The following is a 16,206-nucleotide window of genomic DNA, read 5'->3' on the forward strand; positions in this document are numbered from 1 at the left end:
CCGATGGCCCGCCTCGCCGCCGCCCTGCTGGGCCTGATCGTTGTCGCCTTCCTATCATCCTGGGGGGCCAGTCCGGCCGCCGCCGCCAGCTTCGACTGCGGCAAGGCGCGGACCAAGGTCGAGAAGCTGATCTGCGCCGACCCTCAACTCTCGCGCCAGGACTCCGAACTGGCCGTCGCCTATGGCGAGGCGCTGAAGGTCTGGGACGGCAAGATCGCGGCCTATGTGAAAATGACCCAGCGCGGCTGGGTCGGCAGCCGGGCCCTGTTGCCACCGGACAAGGGCATGGGCGGCATCCTGTGCACCGACGACGAGAGCCGCCTGCCCTGCCTGCGCCAGATCCACGCCGACCGCATCGCGGCGCTGAAGAATCCCGGCTTCCGGCTGAGCGGCGTCTACGTGCGCGGCCAGGACTTCCTGCGGATCAACGCCGCGCCGACCGGCCTGAACTTCGCCTACGCCCTGGCCAACGCCGCCGCGACCCAAGGCTTCTCCGACGACGCCAAACCGGTCCGGATCGCCCCGGGCCAGACGGCCGTGGCCTTCCCCCTGACGGGCGAGGGACCCGACGCCTGCCGGCTGGACGCGGTCTTCACCGCCGACGCCGTGGTCCTGACCCAGAAGGGTCCGTGCTCGGGCGCCAAGCTCGCCGGGCGATGGACGCGAGACCAGGCCCGTGACCCCGAGGCGGAGCTGTTCTAGCGCGCGGCGCGCTTGCTCCACGCATCCCACGCCCGCCAAACCATCAGCAGAACGAACACCGCGCCGTAGATCAGCGGCGGCCGGTGGTCGGCCTTGACCAGCAGGTAGTAGTGCACGACCCCCAGCGGGACGATCACGTAGATCAGCCGATGCAGCCGGCTCCACGCCGCCCGGCCCATGCGGATCACCCAGCCGTTGGTCGAGGTCACCGCCAGCGGGATCAGCAGGGTGAAGCCCAGCATTCCCAGGGTGATGAACGGCCGCTTGAGGATGTCCTTCCACAGCTGGTTCCAGTCGAAGAACAGGTCGACGCCGATGTAGCTGGACAGGTGCAGCACGATGTAGCTGAACGCGAACAGGCCGATGGTCCGGCGAAACCGCACCAGTCGCGGCGCCTTCAGGATCCGCGCCGCCGGCGTGATCGCCAGGCCGACCAGCAGCAGCCGCAGCCCCCAGACGCCCAGCTCGCGGATCAGCTTCTCGATCGGATTGGCGCCGAGGTCGCCGTTGAACCCTTTCCAGGCCACCCAGACCAGCGGCGCGAAACAGGCCAGCCAGACGAGGGCGTAGATCAGGTTGCCCCGGAGCTTGGAGGGGCGTTTGCGGGGCGGGTTAGCCAAGGCTTTCCCCCTCCCCGGCCCAGATCGAACCCGCGAGCATTTGAGCGGTAGGCGTCGTCCAATGGCGCGACCACCCCAGATTCACCGGATGAATCTGGGTCCCGGCCTTCGCCGGGAAGGTCGGATTTAGAGAAGTCATCAATAGAACCGCTTCAGGTCCATGCCCTTGTACAGATCGGCCACGTACTCCCCATACCCGTTGAACGGCAGGGTCTCACGCCGGCGGAACTCGCCGATGCGGCGCTCGGTGGCCTGGGACCAGCGGGGGTGGTCGACGGCCGGATTGACGTTGGAATAGAAGCCGTATTCGCGCGGCGCCAGCTTGTTCCAGGCGGTGACCGGCTGGTTCTCGACCAGGCTGATGCGCACGATCGACTTGGCGCCCTTGAAGCCGTACTTCCACGGCGCGACCAGCCTCAGCGGCGCGCCGTTCTGGTTGGGCAGGACGTCGCCATACAGACCCACCGCCATCAAGGTCAGCGGGTGCATGGCTTCGTCGATCCGCAGGCCTTCGCGATAGGGCCAGTCCAGGGTGTTCCAGCCCTGGCCCGGCATTTCCGACGGCCGCATCACCGTCTCGAAGGCGACGAACTTGGCCTTGGACGTCGGCTTCACCGAGGCGATCAGGTCCTTCAGTGGAAAGCCGACCCACGGGATCACCATCGACCAGCCCTCGACGCAGCGCATGCGGTAGATGCGCTCCTCCAGCTTGTTTCCCTTGATCAGGTCCTCGATCCCGACCGTGCGCGGGGCCTCGCAAGCCCCGTCGATGCGCACCGTCCACGGACGCGGCTTGAACCGGTCCGACTTCTCGGCCGGATCGCCCTTGTCGACGCCGAATTCATAGAAGTTGTTGTAGGTGGTGATGTCTTCCTTCGGGGTCAGCTTCTCGGTGGTCGAAAAGCCCTTGGTGAAGGCCAGGCCCGCCCGGGCCTCCCCCGCCGCCGCGCCGGCCAGGCCCACGCCCGCCAGCCCCGCCATCAGCGTTCGGCGCTTCATGTAGAGGCCGTGGTCGGTGACGTCGTTGTCGGTCAGGTCGGCGGCGTGGCGGATCAGCATGGGGACGCTCCGAAGGGGTACGTCACAGATACGTCAGCGCGCGCCGTTTGGTTACGGCCGCGCGCGATTATTCCGCGCCTTGACGCGCGTTTTGCCGGAGCGCCTGGCGTGGCGCGTAGATCCGGGTCAGGCCCTGCGCCAGCACCGCCCGCTCCGACGGCGACAGGGTCGCGGCATAGGCGGCCAGGGCGGCCTCGACATTGGCCCGCGCCTGGATGTCCAGCGTCCGCGCGTTGGTCAGGCGCTTGCCGACCTCGGCGGGGTCGAAGCTCGGATTGGTCAAGGCCGCCAGCGCCGCCTGGCGCTCGGTGCGGGCCTGGCGGGTGATCGGCTGGTTCTTCTGGTTGGCGGCGCGCAGGGCCAGGCGCAAAGCCTTTCGACTCTGGGGCGAGAGCTGGTCGCCGGCGGTCCACAGCGGAGGCCGGGCCAGGCGCTCGCCGTCTTGCGGCGGCGGAGCCGGGAATTGGGCCGGCGCCTGCGCCGGGGATTGGGCCGGACGGACGGCGGGCGTGGCGCGCGACGGCGTGGCCGGGTCAGCGGCGGGCGGCGGGGCCTGCCAGACCGGCGGCGCATAGGCCGGCGCAGCGGCGAGCGCGGGCGGTGGCGGCGCGACCGGGGGCGGGCTGGACAGCCGCACATAGGTGACGCCGGCCACGCCGCCGATCAGGAACACGTTGAGGGCCGCCGAGACGATCAGGCCGACCAGCAGCGGACGAGGCAGGCTCATAGCTCGGCGGGCTCCTCGATGGCGTCCTGCAGGTCGTTGGACATGTCGACGGCCGTGACCGTCTCGACCCTGCCGTTCGCCATCTGAGTGGCGGCTGCCGGCGCAGCGACGGGCAGCGCGTGGCCGCCGACGGCGACTCCGGCCAGCACCCCGGCGAAGGCGGCGGCCGATAGGCCCAGGGCCGCGCCGAGGCCGGCGATCCAGCGGCCGGCGGTGTTCGGGGCTGGCGGCGCGGCGGCGATCAGCCGGCCCAGCAGGGCGGCGTCGACGCTCTGGGCCGGCGCGAGGTCGAGCAGGCGGTCCAGGTGGGCGGCGGCGTCCAGCACGGCCGAGAGACGCTCGGGCTGGGCGGCCAGCAGGGCGCGCGCGGCCTCGCGCTCGCCTTCGGGCCAGCGCGCGATCTCGCCGCCATAGGTTTCGGCCAAGGCCTCGAACCGCCCTTCGGACATCTCTGGCGACATCATGACCACGCCTCCTTGCTCATCCCGCCCCCCGCAGATCGGCCAGCGACGCCTTCAGCGTCCGACGCCCGCGGGCCAGCAAGCTCTCCAGCGCCTCGACGCTGATCTCCATCAGTCCGGCGGCCTCGATATTGCCCAGGCCCTGGTGATGGCAAAGCACGATCGCCTCGCGCTGGCGAGACGGCAGGGCCGCCAGCGCCGCCTCGACCCGCCGCGACAGCTCCGCGCCCAGCAGGCCGGCGTCCGGGGCCGGCCCGGTGTCTACCTGCTCGGGCGGCGCGTCGGTCGCGATCTCGCGGCGGCGGCGCAGTCGGTCGTAGCAGAGATTCAGGGCCACGCGGTGCAGCCAGGTGTCGAACCGCGCCCCGCCCGGCTTCCAGGCCCGCGCCTGCTTCCAGGCGCGCAGGAAGGTCTCCTGGGCCACGTCCTCGGCCTCGCCGGGATCGTTCAGCATGCGCCGGGACAGGGCGAGGATGCGCGGCAGACGTCGGTCCAGCAGCGTGCGGACGGCGGACGGGTCGCCCCGTCCCACCCCCGCCAGCAAGGCTTCGTCGGGATCGTTCCCGTCGGACGCCAACCGTCAACCTACCGCGCACGTCGCCATCAGACCCCGACCTTGGCCTTGCCCTTCTTGGCCTGCAACTCCTCGAGCGTCAGGATGCCGTCGTTGTTGGTGTCCATCCGCTTGTAGCGCCAGGCCAGCACCTTGTTGGCCTCGGCCCGCGACAGCGAGCCGTCCTTGTCGGCGTCGAAGCGCGAGAACAGCTTCTGGCCGCGCTTGCCGGCCTTGGTCGCCTGAGCGTCGACCTTGGCGTTGCCTTCGCGGAAGGCGGCGAATTCCTCGGGCGAGATCTTGCCGTCCTTGTTGGTGTCCAGCCGCGCGAACAGCTTGTCGCCGTTGGCGGCCTGGAACTGCTCCAGGGTCATGCCGGAGGGGGCCTGAGCCGAAGAGGATTGACCTGAAGCCGAAGCGCTGGAGGCGGATTGCGCCAGAGCCGGCCCGGCCATCGCCAGCACGGCGCCGGCGGCGATCAAGGTGCGTATGATCATCAGTGTGAGGTCTCCAAAAGGATGGATGGCTCGTCCCATGCAGATTGAACGCGCGGATGCGTGGATTCCGTCGTTGGCGCGCTGGAGATATCTAAACCCCCAAAACCCCGTGTCATCCCGGAAGCCTCGCAGAGGCTGTCCGGGATGACACGTCGAGATGGGTGAATAGATGGCAGGAGTACGCCCCTACCCCGGCGCCTTGACGATCGCCTCGTAGGCCGCGCGCGCCTCGACCTTGGCCTTGGCCAGCTTCGGCTTCAGCGTCCTGAACTGCCCAACGTGCCCGGCCTTGGCCATCAGCGCCTTGAAGGCCTTGGGCTCGGCCTCGACGTCGTGGCCGTCCTCCAGGGCGACCTTGATCAGCTGGGAGAGGTCCTGTTCCAGCCGCCAGGCGGCTTCCAGCCGAGCCAGCGCCCCGTCGTCGGCCAGGCCCGCCGCGCGTAGGGCCGCCAGCGCCTCGCCGGTGTTCTGGGCCAACGGGCCGCCGGCGGCCGCGTGGGCCAGCTGCAGAAACTGGGCGGCGAATTCGATGTCGACCAGGCCGCCGGGATCGAGTTTCAGGTCCCAGTCGCCCTTGCCCGGCCGCTCGCGCTCCATCAGCTCGCGCATCTCGACCACGTCGGCGGCGGTCCTGGCCCAGTCGCGCGGTCGACGCAGGGCGGCCTCGATCGCCCCCTCGGCCCGCGCCTGGAACGCCGGCGAGCTGGCCCAGACCACCCGGGCGCGGGTCAGGGCCAACAGCTCCCAGGTCTCGGCCTCGCGCTCGTAATAGTCCCCGAAGGCCGCGAAGCTGACCGCCACCGGCCCCTTGGTGCCGGAGGGCCGCAGCTTCAGGTCGACCTCGTACAGCGTCCCCTCCCCGGTCGGCGCCGACAGGGCCGAGGTCAGGCGCTGGGTGAAGCGGGCGTAGAAGACGTCGGCGCTCCAGCCCTTGACCGCCGACATCGAGGCCGGCTCGTCGGCCACGTAGAGGGTCATCAGGTCGAGGTCCGACTTGGCGGTCATCTCGCGCGAGCCGGCCTTGCCCAAGGCCACCACCGCCACCTGGCCGGGGAAGGCGCCGCCCAGCCGCTCGGTCTCGGCCAGGGCCGCCGGGGCCAGGCCGCCGATGATCAGGTCGGCCAGCTCGGCGAAGGCGCGGCCGATGTCGCGGGCGTCGGCGGTGCCGCTCATCACCCGCACCCCGATCCGGAAGCTCTGGTCGCGAAACAGCCGGCGGGCGGCGTTCATCGCCCCCTCGAAGTCCTCGGGATCCCAAGGCGCGACGGCGGGGGTCTCGATCGGACCGAAGAAGGCCGGATCCAGCAGGGCGTCGAGGGCCGTCGGCCGTCGGGCCAGGGTGGTGGCCAGGCGCGGGGCGAAGGCCATGACCTCGACGATCAGCTCGAACAGCCGCGGCTGGGCCAGGAACAGCGACTGGATCTGCACGCCCGACGACAGGCCGGCGAAGAAGTCGGCGAAGCGGTTGAAGGCCTGGTCCGGCGCGCCGGTGGCGTTGGCCGCGTCCAGCAGGCGCGGGGCCAGGCGGGTGAACAGCTCGCGGCCCCGCTCGGTGCGGGTGGCGGCGATGTGGCCGTGATGCCAGCCGCGGATGGTGGCCGCGACCCGCTCGGGGCTGGAGAAACCCATCCGCTTCAGGGTGGCCAGGGTCTCCGGATCGTCCTCCACCCCGGTGAACACCAGGCTGCCGAACCGCGACGACAGCTCCTCCTCGCCGGCGAACAGGCGGCCGTAGCGCAGGTTGACGCCTTTCAGGATCTTGCCGACGGCGGCGTCGAAGCCGCGCAGATTGTCGTGCCCCCACAGGGCGGCGACCTTTTTGCGCTCGGCGTCGGACTCCGGGAGCTTGTGGGTCTGGTCGTCGGCGATCATCTGGGCGCGGTGCTCCAGCGCCCGCAGATCCTTGTAGGCCTCCGTCAGCCAAGCGGCGTCCTCGGGGGTGACGTGGCCGGCCTCGGCCAGGGCGGCCAGGGCGTCGAGGGTGCGCGGGCTGCGCAGGTCGGGCTGGCGGCCGCCCAGGATCAGCTGCTGGGTCTGGACGAAGAACTCGATTTCGCGGATGCCGCCGCGCCCCAGCTTCAAGTCCGCGCCCTTGGCGGTCAGGCGGTCGTCGACCTTGTAGGTGTGGATCTGGCGCTTGATCGAGTGAATGTCGGCGATGGCCGCGAAGTCCAGGTTCCGCCGCCAGATGAACGGCTGCAACGCCTCCAGGAAGGCCGCGCCCTCACCCAGGTCGCCGGCCGCGATCCGGGCCTTGATGTGGGCGGCCCGCTCCCAGTTCTGGCCGACGCTCTCGTAGTAGTCCATGGCCGCATCGACTGGCATGGCCGGCGGGGTCGAGGACGGATCGGGGCGCAGGCGCAGGTCGATGCGGAAGACATAGCCGTCGCCGGTCCGCTCCTGCAGCACCCGGCCCAGATGGTTGGCGATCCGCACCGCCACGGCTTGGGGCTCGTGCCCCTCGGCGACCGGCAGTTTCTCCGGCGCGTAGAAGATCGAGAAGTCGATGTCGCTGGAATAGTTCAGCTCGAACGCGCCGTGCTTGCCCATGGCGATGCAGAACAGGCCCGGCGCGGGGCCGGCCTCGCCCTCTCCGATCCGGGCCAGCGCGCCGCGATCGACCTCCTGGCGAACGGCCTGGGCCAAGGCGGCGCGCAGGGTGGCGTCGGCGAAGCGGGTCAGGGCGCCGGTCACCTGGTCCAGGTCCCAGACGCCGCCCAGATCGCAGAGGGCGGTCAGCAGGTGCAGGTCGGCCTTCAGCTCGCGCAGGACCCGGCGGGCGGTCTCGAAGTCGGGCTCGGCGGCCACGGCCTCGGCGGCGGCCAGGACCTGGGCCAAGGTCTGGTCCGGATCGCCATCCAGGATGCTCGGCAAGCGCCGGCCGTCGCGTCGCGCCAGGCCGGCCAGGTAGGGCGAGGCGGCGAAAACCGGGGCCAGCGCCGCCCAGGCCGCGTCGACGCCGCCCATGGCCTCACCCGCCCGCTTGGCGATCGCCTCATGGGCCCGCTCGGCCGCCTTGGCGTCCAGGACAGGCCCGCATGGGGCCAGGCGGGCGCCAAGCGGAGCGCTGGGAGAGCCAGGGAGCGGTCGAGTCATGCGGGCACGGTGGCCCGCCTTGCGGCCCCGATGCAAGACTCGCGCTTGACGTAGGAATTTACAGTTGTAACCATCAGCATCGAGGAAACGGCAGGAACCGCATCCGACGATGATCGAGCTCTTCGCCCTCGCCCTGATCCGGGCCCAGATCGCCGCCGCCGCCGCGGTGCTGCTGGTGGTGTTGCTGCGGCCGTCGGCGCGCCAGCTGTTCGGCCCGCGCCGCGCCTATGGCCTGTGGGCCATCGTGCCGGCCGCCGCGGCCGCCGCCTTCTTCCCCAGCCTGGCCGAGACCATGGACATCGGCTCGCCAGCCCAGCCGCTGGGCGTCTGGGCGTCCAAGCTGGTTTTGCTGTGGCTGGCCGGCTGCGCGATCGCCACGGCGGTCCTGGCCCTGCGCGAGCACCTGTTCCGCCGCCGCGTCCATCAGGGGGTCGCCGGTCCCGCCGTCATGGGCGCCCTGTGGCCGCGCATCGTGCTGCCGTCCGACTTCGCCGAGCGGTTCGACGCGCGCGAGCGGTCGATGATCCAGCTGCACGAGCGCACCCACATCAATCGCGGCGATCCGATCGCCAACCTGGTCATCGCCGCCATGGGGGTGCTGGGCTGGTGCAACCCGATGATCGCCCTGGCTTCGCACCTGGTCCGCATCGACCAGGAGCTGGCCTGCGACGCCACCGTCGTGGCTCTGCGCGGCGATATCCGCGCCGACTACGCCAAGGCGCTGATGAAGGCGCAGATGAGCGTCTCGGTCTCGCCGCTGTCCTGCGGCTGGGCCACCCATCCGCTGATCCTGCGCGTCTCGCTGCTGAACCGCCGCGAGCCCAGCCTGGCCCGCGACATCGCCGGCTTTCTGACCATGACCTTCCTGACGGTGGCGACGATGGCGCTGGTCTGGAGCATCGCCCCGCGCGGGCCGGACGCCAACGACCTGCGCCCCGGCCTGGCCGCGCAGATGGACCCCTATACCGGCGCGATCGTCTGGGTCCAGGCGGACCGGTAGGGCCAACCCGTCTTCCCCCTCCGGGGGAGGAGGGCCGAAGGCCCGGAGGGGGCGAGTAGCGGATTACTCACCTCACTTGCCCCACCTGACCGCCCCCCACCTGACCGCCCCCACCTGACCGCTACGCGGTCGTCCGCCCCCGGAGGGGGCGGAAGGAGCCTCCCCCTACTCCACCCGCGGCAGCACCAGCGCCACGCGCAGGCCCGGGCCCATGCCGTTGAATTCGCCGGGCCCCTCGGCCAGCTCCAGCCGGCCGCCGTGCGAGGCGGCGACGGCCTGGACCAGCGACAGGCCAAGGCCCGCGCCGGGCTCGCTGCGGCTGTTCTCCAGGCGCACGAAGCGCTGGACGACGCGGGCGCGGTCGGCCTCGGGCACGCCAGGGCCTGTGTCGGTGACCGAGAACTCCAGCTCGCCGGACGAGGTGCGGCGAGCCCGCAGCATGATGGCCCCGCCCTCGGGCGTATATTTGATGGCGTTGTCGAGGATGTTGGCCAGGGCCTGGGCCAGGAACTCGCGGTTGCCCTTGATCGGCAGGGCCGGAACGATCTCGGCCTTGAAGTCCAGGCCCTTGTCCTCGCACGACAGCTCGTAGAGCTCGGCCATGTCGGTGGCCAGTTCCGAGGCGTCGAACGTGCGCTGGTCGGGGGCCGAGCCGGCGGCCTGCAGGCGGGCGATGGCCAGCACGGCGTTGAAGGTCTTCAGCACCCCGTCGGCGTCCATCAGCGCCGTCTCCAGCGCGGCCACCGGATCGCCCTTGCCGTTCTCGGCGTCGATCAGGGCCACCTCCATGCGCGCCCGCAGACGGGTCAGCGGCGAGCGCAGGTCGTGGGCGATGGCGTCGCCGGCGTGGCGCAGGCCGCCCATCAGCCGCTCGATCCGGTCGAGCATGTCGTTCAGGCCCTCGGCCAGCTCGTCGTATTCGTCACGCGTGCCCCGCACCCGGGCCCGGGCGTGCAGGTCGCCGGCCCGCACGTCGTTGACCACGTCGACCAGCCCTTGCATCGAGCGGCTGACATTGCGGCTGATCAGGATCCCGCCGGCCATGCCCAGCAGGATGACCAGCGCCCCGGCGCCCCACAGGGCGCGGACGATCTTGCGGACATAGGCCTCGGAGGCGTCGACGTCGGCCCCGACGAACAGGATCTCGCCATGCTCCAGCCGCTGCTGCACGCCCTTGGCCGCGGCCTTGACCTCGGCCCCGTCCAGGTCGGTCTCGGTGACCTTGAAGCTGGCCCATTCCGGACCGTCGCCCTCGAAATTGGCGACCGGCGACTCCTCGATCGAGCCCGAGATGCGCTTGCCGTTCTTGTCGGCCAGGAAATAGAGGAACGGCCGCTCGCCCGTCGCCCGCTCGACGATGGTCTGGTTCAGGGCGTCGACGCCGCCTTGGCGGTAGGCCGCCTCCAGGCTCTCGAACTCGCGGCTGATCTCGGCCTGGGCGCGACGGTTCACCTCGCCGGCCGTGGCCACGTAGATATAGCCCAGGAAGGCGCTGGCGGCCGCCGCGAACAGGGCCAGGAACAGCAGGGTCAGCCGGAACGGCGTGGTGCGGAGAAGGCGCGGCAGACGCATGGGCTAAGTCTTCTTGCCGAGCAGCGCGGCGACGTTTCGGCGGTTGTCGAGGATACGAAGGATGATGATGCCGTTCCCGTCGGCTAGTGATCGATAGACGATCGTCCAAGGACGGACGCTGAAGCTGTGAGGATCACCCGCGAGGTCGGGGCGAAACCGCCCCAGATGCGGTCGCTTGGCGAGCCGTTCGCTCGCCCGGTTGAGCCGCGCCATGATAGCCTCGGCGCGTTCTGCTCCGTTATCGGATGCGATCCACAAATAGATGCCCCGGATATCACGCCGGGCGCTGGGGGATCTGACAACCGTGGGAGCGCCCATCAGCCCTTCTGGGTCTTCTCGAATTCGGCGCGAGCATCGGCCAACATTTCTTCAAAGTCCCAGGGCTCGACCTTACCCTCGGCGACCTCATCAAGCGCCTCTTGGATCAGCTCGTTGAGCCCATCGCGGTTTCGCTCGAACCAAGCGTCCTCTTCGGCCTGCGTCAGCGGCGGGCCGTACAGGTCCGACAGGTCGTCCTCATCCGCCTCGGGTTTGGCCGGCTTGTTCATGGTCTGATCCTACCACGCCCTCGCGTAACCGCCTACGGATCGAGCCGGTAGCCGGCGCCGCGCACGGTCTGCAGCATGGCCCGGTCGAAGCCCTTGTCGATCTTCGAACGCAGGCGCGAGATGTGCACGTCGATGACGTTGGTCTGCGGGTCGAAGTGGTATTCCCAGACCTTCTCCAGCAGCATGGTGCGGGTCACCGACTGGCCGGCGTGGCGCATCATGAACTCCAGCAGCTGGAATTCGCGCGGCTGCAGGTCGATCTCCCTGCCCTGGCGATGGACCGTCCGGTTGATCAGGTTCATCTCCAGCTCGCCCACCTTCAGGGTGGTGGCGACGGCGCCGGTCTCGCGGCGGCGCGACAGGGCCTCGACGCGGGCCATCAGCTCGGGGAAGGCGTACGGCTTGACCAGGTAGTCGTCGGCGCCGGCGCGCAGGCCGACGACACGGTCGTTGATCTCGCCCAGGGCCGACAGGAACAGCACCGGGGTCTGGTCGCCCTCGCGGCGCAGGGTCTCGACCACCTGAACACCATCAAGCTTGGGCATCATGCGGTCGACGATCAGCACGTCGTAGCCGCCCTTCTGAGCCTCGCCGAGCCCCGCCTCGCCATCGGGCGCGTGCTGGACGTCGTAGCCGGCTTCCTTGAGGCCGTGCGCCATGGCGGCGGCGGCCTCCAGATCGTCCTCGATAATCAAAATACGCATCAGTGAGCCCCTCATGCGCGAACACAGCGGTGGAACGATCGACGTTCTCCCGATTCTGGTCGATCGCGCGATAGTTGCTCCTCGAATACCGGTTTCGGAGAGCGGCGTAACTTAAACCTTCGACAGATACGAAAAAGCCCCGCTCCGGCGGACCGGAGCGGGGCTGGATCGTTCGACCAAGGAGCGCCTTACGGGGCGATCTTCAGCGGCACGAAGACCGGGCGGTTCTGGCGGATGATCTTGACCAGGACGCTGGTGCGGCCGGCCTTCTTGGCGTTGGCCACCGCGGCGTTGACCTCGGCGACGTTGGTGACGGGAGCGCCGTTGATGTTCGACAGGACGTCGCCCTTGGCCAGGCCCTTCTCGCCGGCGTCGCTGTCGCCCTTCACGCCGGTGACCAGCAGCCCCTTGATCTCGCTGTCGATCTTGTAGGTCTGGCGCGAGGCCGGATCGATCGCGCCCAGGGTCAGGCCCAGGGAGTCGACCCGCTGGCTGGCGGGCTTGTCCGGGGTCGGGGTCGTACCGCCGTCCTGATCCTGATCGTCGTCGTTCAGGCCCAAGGCGTTCTCGGCCGGACGGGTGCCCGACTTGACGTCGACCGTGCGCGGCTTGCCGTCGCGGATGACCGTCATCCGGATCGTCTCGCCCGGACGGGCCTTGGCCACTTCGCGGGTCAGTTCCGAGCGGTTGGCGACGGGCGTGCCGTTGACGGCGGTCAGGATGTCGTCCGGCAGCAGGCCCGACTTGGCGGCGGGACCGCCCGGGACCAGCTCGGCGACGATCGCGCCCTTCACGTCCTTCAGGCCCAGGGCCTCGGCCGACTCGGCGCTGAAGTCCTGGATGGTCACGCCGATATAGCCGCGCACCACCTTGCCGGAAGAGATCAGCTGCTTGGCGGTCGCCTCGGCGATGTCGGCCGGGATGGCGAAACCGATGCCGACCGAGCCGCCCGACGGCGAATAGATGGCGCTGTTGACGCCGATCACGCGGCCGTAGATGTCGAAGCTGGGACCGCCGGAATTGCCACGATTGATCGGCGCGTCGATCTGGATGTAGTTCACGAACGAGGACGTGACGTCCTGCAGGTCGCGGTTATAGGCCGAGATGATGCCGGCGGTCGCCGTGCCGCCCAGGCCGAACGGGTTGCCGATCGTGATCACCCAGTCGCCGACCCGCGGCTTGGCCTGGTTCTCGAAGTTCACATACGGGAAGTCGGCGCCCTTGGCTTTCGGATCGACGACCTTGATCACCGCCAGGTCCGTGCCCTCGTCGCGGCCGACCAGGGTGGCCTTCAGCTCGCGGCCGTCCTTCATCACCACCTGGATGTCGTCGGCGTCGGCCACGACGTGGTTGTTGGTGACGATGTAGCCGTCGGCCGAGATGAAGAAGCCCGAACCGGCCGACTGTTGCTTCGGCGTGGCGGGGCTGTCGCCGTCGTCGTCCTGGCCTTGGCCGGGAGCCGGCTTGCCCTTCTGGCCGCGCGGCACGATGTCGAAGCCTTCCAGGCCCGGGATGCGCAGCGCCTGGGGCGAGGCCTTGGACGTCACGTTGATCTGGACGACGGCGGGCGAAACCTTCTCGAAGATGTCGGCGAACGACAGCGGCGCGCCCGGCGGCGGCGCGAAGGCCGGGGCGCCGGCCACCGCGGCGCGGACCGCCGGAGCCTCGGCGGCGCCCGCCGTACCCATACGCATGCCGACCCCGGCCAGAGCCGCGCAGGCCACGCCCGCGCCCGCGACGGCGCCTACAATGAATCCCGACTTCCTAGCGGTCATTCGTCTTTCCTCATCCGCGCGGTCCGCGCGGCTCCTTCGCATCACCCCGCGCGCCCGGCGCGCGGTCACAGTCGATCTGAGAACCTAGTCCCGACAATAAAAGGTGCAATGGTTCTCGAATTATCTTTCCGTCATCCGCAAGGCGCTTCTTGCGGCCCCTTTTCGGCGCAATCGTGTCAATCGTCTTCCAGCAAACGCCTCAGACGGTCTTCCTCGTCCTGCGAAAGCTCTGTCTGCTCCGTTTCGCGGCGCCGCAAAAGGCCGAACATCAGTCCGCCTCCTAGCAACAATACGCCGGCTGGAGCCAACCACAGCACGGCGTTGCCGGCCGAGAACCTCGGCTTCAGCAAGACGAACTCGCCGTAGCGCTGCACGAGGAACGCACGGATTTCGCGATCGCCGCGCCCCTGCTTGACCTGTTCGCGGACAATTCGCCGCAGGTCGCCGGCCAGCTGGGCCTCGGAATCGTCGATCGACTCGTTCTGGCAGACCAGGCAGCGGACTTCCTTGAAGAGCTCGCGGGCCCGGGCTTCCTGGGCGGGGTCGGACAGGCGCTCCGACGGTTCCGAGGCGCTGCCCATCAGGGCGACGGCGGCCAGGGCGACGGCGAGGGCGCGGACACGTCCTTCTTCCCCCTTCGGGGGAGGAGGGCCAAAGGCCCGGAGGGGGCGAGTGATCCAGCGGAGCAGGGTTCGAAGAGCCCCCTCCACCGCCGTTCGGCGGTCCCCCTCCCCCAGGGGGGGAGGAAGAAAGATATCGTTCCCCCTCACGACACCACCTCCTCGGCCCGCCGTCCCACGCCCAGGCGGGCGCGGCGGTCGGACAGCGACACGACGCCGCCCAGGGCCATGATCAGCGGGCCCAGGAAGATCAGCCGCACCCAGGGGTTCACATAGGCGCGGACCAGCCAGGCCGGCTTGCCGCCCTCGCCTGCCCGGCGCTCGCCCAGCACGACATAGATGTCGTCCAGCAGGCGCGGGCAGATGGCGACTTCCGAGGTGGTCTGGGCGCCGGTCGGATAGAAGCGGCGCTCGGGTTCGGCATGGCAGATCTCAGTCCCGGCCTTGTTGGTCACCTTCACCACGCCGCGCTCGGCCAGGTAGTTCGGTCCCTCGACCGTGCCGACGTCGCTGAGCGTCAGAGTGTAGGCGCCCAGGGCGTGGGAGTCGTTGAGGCTTAGGGCCTGGGCGGCCTCGACCCGCCAGGCAGTCTCGAACGAGGCCCCCAGCACGAAGATGCCGAGGCCGGCATGGGCCAGGGTCGTGCCCCAGGCGCCGCGCGGCAGGCCGCGCGACCGGCGCAGGCTTTCGGCGGCGGGGACGCGGAACAGCTTCAGGCGATCGGCCAGCTCCAGCAACGCGCCGCCGACCAGCCAGAAGCCGACGACCAGCCCGCCGCTGGCCAGGGCCTTGCGCGGCTGGACGATCCCGTAGGCGATCAGGCCCAGGACGGCGGCGGCGGCCAGCACCACCCACAGCCGGCGCGCCACGCCGCGCGCGTCGCCGCGCTTCCAGGCCAGCAGCGGCCCGGCCGGCAGGATGGCGAAGGCCAGGATCATCAGCGGCACGAAGGTCAGGTTGAAGAACGGCGCGCCGACTGAGACCGCCTCGCCGTCCAGGGCCTCGCGGATCAGCGGATACAGGGTTCCCAGCAGCACCACCGCCGTCGCCGTCGACAGCAGGATGTTGTTGAGCACGATGGCGCTCTCGCGGCTGATGGCGCGGAACTGGCCGCCCGGGTTCAGGGTCGGAGCGCGCAGGGCGAACAGCAGGAAGCCGGTCCCCGCCGCCAGGCCCATCATGATCAGCAGCAGCACGCCGCGCGTCGGGTCGACGGCGAAGGCGTGGACGCTGGTCAGCACCCCCGAGCGCACCAGGAAGGCGCCCAGCATCGAGAAGGTGAAGGCCGCCAGGGCCAGGAAGGCCGTCCAGCCCGGCAGGGCGCCGCGCTTCTCGGTGACGATGGCCGAGTGCAACAGGGCCGCGCCGATCAGCCACGGCATGAAGCTGGCGTTCTCGACCGGGTCCCAGAACCACCAGCCGCCCCAGCCCAGCTCGTAATAGGCCCAGAAGGCGCCCAGGGTGATGCCGATGGTCAGCAGGCTCCAGGCCGCCAGGGTCCAGGGCCGCACCCAGCGGGCCCAGGCCGCGTCGATCCGGCCCTCGATCAGGGCGGCCATCGACAGCGAATAGACCACCGAGAAGCCGACATAGCCGCTGTAGAGGAACGGCGGGTGGGCGGCCAGGGCCGGGTCCTGCAGCAGCGGATTGAGCGAACGGCCTTCGACGGGGACGTCCAGCAGCCGCGCCATCGGGTTGGAGGCGAAGACGGTATAGGCCAGGAACAGCACGCCCAGCGCGCCTTGCACGGCCAGGGCGTAGGCCCGCAGGCGCGGCGGCAGGCTGTCGCCGAACACCGCCATGGCCGCGCCGTAGCCGGTCAGCACCAGGCACCACAGCAGCATCGAGCCCTCGTGGCTGCCCCAGGCGCCGGCCACCTTGTAGAGCAGCGGCTTGGCCGTGTGCGAGTTGGCCGCGACATTGGCGACCGAGAAGTCCGAGACCACGAAGGCGTGGATCAGGGCCGCGAAGGCGACCAGGACGGCGACGAAGGCGGCGATGGCCGCGCCCTGGCCGGCCCCGGCCAGCACCGGCGAGCGCCGCGCGCCGCCGACGGCCGACAGCCCGGTCTGGGCGACCGACAGCATCAGCGACAGGATCAGGGCGAAGGACCCGAGTTCGATAATCATCCCCTTCTCCCCTTGCGGGAGAAGGTGTCGCGCAGCGACGGATGAGGGGTCGCACAGACTTTTCCGGACAGGGTTTTCAACCCCTCATCCGTCTGGCTTCGCCAGCCACCTTCTCCCGCAAGGGGAGAAGGGATGTAGCGCGC

16 protein-coding genes and 1 pseudogene are annotated in these 16,206 nt (G+C 70.1%); 3 read left to right on the forward strand and 14 right to left on the reverse strand.

Annotation, left to right across the window (positions count from 1 at the left end):
• Positions 1-3: 3 nt before the first annotated feature.
• Entirely contained in the window at positions 4-702 is a 699-nt protein-coding gene (locus ASC70_RS04805; protein WP_056046929.1) for a lysozyme inhibitor LprI family protein, read from the forward strand.
• Here ASC70_RS04805 and msrQ read toward each other — a convergent pair.
• The 7 genes from msrQ to ASC70_RS04840 form a co-directional block, all read right to left on the reverse strand.
• The gene (gene msrQ / locus ASC70_RS04810) at positions 699-1,403 is read right to left on the reverse strand and encodes a protein-methionine-sulfoxide reductase heme-binding subunit MsrQ (protein ID WP_056046932.1); all 705 of its coding nucleotides are present in this window, start codon (positions 1,401-1,403) and stop codon (positions 699-701) included. The genes ASC70_RS04805 and msrQ overlap by 4 nt on opposite strands.
• Before the next feature lie 57 nt (positions 1,404-1,460).
• The gene (gene msrP / locus ASC70_RS04815) at positions 1,461-2,381 is read right to left on the reverse strand and encodes a protein-methionine-sulfoxide reductase catalytic subunit MsrP (RefSeq protein WP_056046934.1); all 921 of its coding nucleotides are present in this window, start codon (positions 2,379-2,381) and stop codon (positions 1,461-1,463) included.
• A 67-nt stretch (positions 2,382-2,448) separates the two neighbouring features.
• Positions 2,449-3,108 carry a periplasmic heavy metal sensor gene (locus tag ASC70_RS04820; RefSeq protein WP_056046936.1) on the reverse strand — a complete coding sequence of 220 codons (660 nt, stop codon included), beginning with the start codon at positions 3,106-3,108 and terminating at the stop codon, positions 2,449-2,451.
• Positions 3,105-3,572, reverse strand: a complete 468-nt coding sequence (locus tag ASC70_RS04825) for a hypothetical protein (RefSeq protein ID WP_056046938.1) — start codon at positions 3,570-3,572, stop codon at positions 3,105-3,107. Before ASC70_RS04825 ends, ASC70_RS04820 begins: the two co-directional genes overlap by 4 nt.
• Before the next feature lie 16 nt (positions 3,573-3,588).
• Entirely contained in the window at positions 3,589-4,146 is a 558-nt protein-coding gene (locus ASC70_RS04830) for an RNA polymerase sigma factor (RefSeq protein ID WP_056046940.1), read from the reverse strand.
• A gap of 26 nt (positions 4,147-4,172) precedes the next feature.
• Positions 4,173-4,619: an EF-hand domain-containing protein gene (locus ASC70_RS04835; protein ID WP_056046943.1), complete on the reverse strand. Its 447-nt coding sequence runs from the start codon at positions 4,617-4,619 to the stop codon at positions 4,173-4,175.
• A gap of 186 nt (positions 4,620-4,805) precedes the next feature.
• The gene (locus ASC70_RS04840) at positions 4,806-7,715 is read right to left on the reverse strand and encodes a bifunctional [glutamine synthetase] adenylyltransferase/[glutamine synthetase]-adenylyl-L-tyrosine phosphorylase (protein WP_056046944.1); all 2,910 of its coding nucleotides are present in this window, start codon (positions 7,713-7,715) and stop codon (positions 4,806-4,808) included.
• Positions 7,716-7,824: 109 nt separating this feature from the next.
• On the opposite strand from ASC70_RS04840, the gene ASC70_RS04845 reads away from it, so the two are divergent.
• Complete coding sequence (locus ASC70_RS04845; RefSeq protein WP_047407350.1) at positions 7,825-8,715, forward strand: M56 family metallopeptidase; 891 nt, start codon at positions 7,825-7,827, stop codon at positions 8,713-8,715.
• 165 nt (positions 8,716-8,880) lie between these two features.
• Here ASC70_RS04845 and uczS read toward each other — a convergent pair whose 3' ends face one another.
• The 7 genes from uczS to ASC70_RS04880 all read right to left on the reverse strand — a co-directional run bounded on the left by uczS (position 8,881) and on the right by ASC70_RS04880 (position 16,063).
• A complete protein-coding gene (gene uczS / locus ASC70_RS04850; protein ID WP_056046946.1) occupies positions 8,881-10,287 on the reverse strand; it encodes a two-component system sensor histidine kinase UczS in 1,407 nt (468 codons plus the stop codon).
• 3 nt (positions 10,288-10,290) lie between these two features.
• On the reverse strand, positions 10,291-10,605 hold the full coding sequence (locus tag ASC70_RS04855) for a type II toxin-antitoxin system RelE/ParE family toxin (protein WP_056748868.1): 315 nt from the start codon (positions 10,603-10,605) through the stop codon (positions 10,291-10,293).
• Positions 10,605-10,835: a hypothetical protein gene (locus ASC70_RS25820; RefSeq protein WP_056046950.1), complete on the reverse strand. Its 231-nt coding sequence runs from the start codon at positions 10,833-10,835 to the stop codon at positions 10,605-10,607. Before ASC70_RS25820 ends, ASC70_RS04855 begins: the two co-directional genes overlap by 1 nt.
• 32 nt (positions 10,836-10,867) lie before the next feature.
• Positions 10,868-11,539 carry a two-component system response regulator UczR gene (uczR, locus tag ASC70_RS04865; protein ID WP_056046952.1) on the reverse strand — a complete coding sequence of 224 codons (672 nt, stop codon included), beginning with the start codon at positions 11,537-11,539 and terminating at the stop codon, positions 10,868-10,870.
• A 188-nt stretch (positions 11,540-11,727) separates the two neighbouring features.
• Entirely contained in the window at positions 11,728-13,314 is a 1,587-nt protein-coding gene (locus ASC70_RS04870) for a Do family serine endopeptidase (protein WP_056046955.1), read from the reverse strand.
• Positions 13,315-13,490: 176 nt separating this feature from the next.
• Entirely contained in the window at positions 13,491-13,895 is a 405-nt protein-coding gene (locus ASC70_RS04875) for a cytochrome c-type biogenesis protein (protein WP_056048403.1), read from the reverse strand.
• Positions 13,896-14,080: 185 nt separating this feature from the next.
• On the reverse strand, positions 14,081-16,063 hold the full coding sequence (locus ASC70_RS04880; RefSeq protein WP_056046958.1) for a heme lyase CcmF/NrfE family subunit: 1,983 nt from the start codon (positions 16,061-16,063) through the stop codon (positions 14,081-14,083).
• Positions 16,064-16,075: 12 nt separating this feature from the next.
• Between ASC70_RS04880 and ASC70_RS25885 the strand changes: the two are divergent.
• A pseudogene (locus ASC70_RS25885) lies at positions 16,076-16,201 on the forward strand (hypothetical protein).
• The last annotated feature ends 5 nt before the right edge of the window (positions 16,202-16,206 follow it).

The organism is Caulobacter sp. Root343 (genome assembly GCF_001425745.1).
GTDB lineage: Bacteria > Pseudomonadota > Alphaproteobacteria > Caulobacterales > Caulobacteraceae > Caulobacter.

Coding starts and splice junctions, on each gene's coding strand:
- ASC70_RS04805 (WP_056046929.1), top strand. CDS start 4: ATGGCCCGCCTCGCCGCCGCCCTGCTGGGCCTGATCGTTGTCGCCTTC.
- msrP (WP_056046934.1), bottom strand. CDS start 2,381: ATGCTGATCCGCCACGCCGCCGACCTGACCGACAACGACGTCACCGAC.
- ASC70_RS04820 (WP_056046936.1), bottom strand. CDS start 3,108: ATGAGCCTGCCTCGTCCGCTGCTGGTCGGCCTGATCGTCTCGGCGGCC.
- ASC70_RS04825 (WP_056046938.1), bottom strand. CDS start 3,572: ATGATGTCGCCAGAGATGTCCGAAGGGCGGTTCGAGGCCTTGGCCGAA.
- ASC70_RS04835 (WP_056046943.1), bottom strand. CDS start 4,619: ATGATCATACGCACCTTGATCGCCGCCGGCGCCGTGCTGGCGATGGCC.
- ASC70_RS04840 (WP_056046944.1), bottom strand. CDS start 7,715: ATGACTCGACCGCTCCCTGGCTCTCCCAGCGCTCCGCTTGGCGCCCGC.
- ASC70_RS04845 (WP_047407350.1), top strand. CDS start 7,825: ATGATCGAGCTCTTCGCCCTCGCCCTGATCCGGGCCCAGATCGCCGCC.
- uczS (WP_056046946.1), bottom strand. CDS start 10,287: ATGCGTCTGCCGCGCCTTCTCCGCACCACGCCGTTCCGGCTGACCCTG.
- ASC70_RS04855 (WP_056748868.1), bottom strand. CDS start 10,605: ATGGGCGCTCCCACGGTTGTCAGATCCCCCAGCGCCCGGCGTGATATC.
- ASC70_RS25820 (WP_056046950.1), bottom strand. CDS start 10,835: ATGAACAAGCCGGCCAAACCCGAGGCGGATGAGGACGACCTGTCGGAC.
- uczR (WP_056046952.1), bottom strand. CDS start 11,539: ATGCGTATTTTGATTATCGAGGACGATCTGGAGGCCGCCGCCGCCATG.
- ASC70_RS04870 (WP_056046955.1), bottom strand. CDS start 13,314: ATGACCGCTAGGAAGTCGGGATTCATTGTAGGCGCCGTCGCGGGCGCG.
- ASC70_RS04875 (WP_056048403.1), bottom strand. CDS start 13,895: ATGGGCAGCGCCTCGGAACCGTCGGAGCGCCTGTCCGACCCCGCCCAG.
- ASC70_RS04880 (WP_056046958.1), bottom strand. CDS start 16,063: ATGATTATCGAACTCGGGTCCTTCGCCCTGATCCTGTCGCTGATGCTG.